General features: G+C 58.9%; 1 protein-coding gene. It reads right to left on the bottom strand.

All coding sequences use genetic code 11. The annotated features are described in order from the left end of the window. Positions 1-815, bottom strand: an 815-nt coding sequence (locus tag RRY12_13315; protein ID MEG2185654.1) for a GTP-binding protein, incomplete at both ends; no start/stop codon positions are given.

Here is an 815-nt window from a genome sequence, read left to right on the forward strand (position 1 = left end):
CACGTCCTTCAGGCCCACGCAGGCAGCGATGTCACCGGCGCGAATTTCTTCGACTTCCAGGCGTTCGTTGGCATGCATCTGCACGATACGGCCGATACGTTCCTTCTTGCCCTTGACCGCGTTCAGGACGGTGTCGCCCTTGGTCAAAACGCCCGAGTAAACGCGCACGAAAGTCAGCTGGCCCACGAAGGGGTCGGTCATCAGCTTGAAAGCCAACGCAGCGAACTTTTCGCTGTCGTCTGCCTTGCGCGTCAGCTTCTTTTCTTCGTCGTCAGGATCGGTACCTTCGATCGCAGCCACTTCCACGGGAGCGGGCAGGAACTGGATCACGGCGTCCAGCATGCGCTGAACACCCTTGTTCTTGAAGGCCGAGCCGCACAGCATGGGCTGGATTTCGACAGCCAGAGTACGCGTGCGCAGACCGCTCATGATTTCTTCTTCGGAGAGGGTGCCCTCTTCCAAGTACTTGTTCATGAACTCTTCGCTGGCTTCAGCCGCGGCTTCGACCATCTTTTCGCGCCACTCGTTCGCCACGTCGACCAGGTCGGCGGGGATGTCGCGGTATTCGAACTTCATGCCCTGCGACTTTTCGTCCCAGAAGATGGCCTTCATCTTGAGCAGGTCAACCACACCTTCGAAACCGTCTTCGGCACCGATTGGCACGACGACAGGCACGGGGTTGCCCTTCAGGCGGGTCTTGATCTGCTCGACGACCTTGAAGAAGTTGGCACCGGTACGGTCCATCTTGTTCACGAAGGCCAGACGGGGGACCTTGTACTTGTTGGCTTGGCGCCACACGGTTTCCGACTGGGGCT

This window comes from Cloacibacillus sp. (assembly GCA_036655895.1).
Taxonomy (GTDB): Bacteria; Synergistota; Synergistia; order Synergistales; family Synergistaceae; genus JAVVPF01.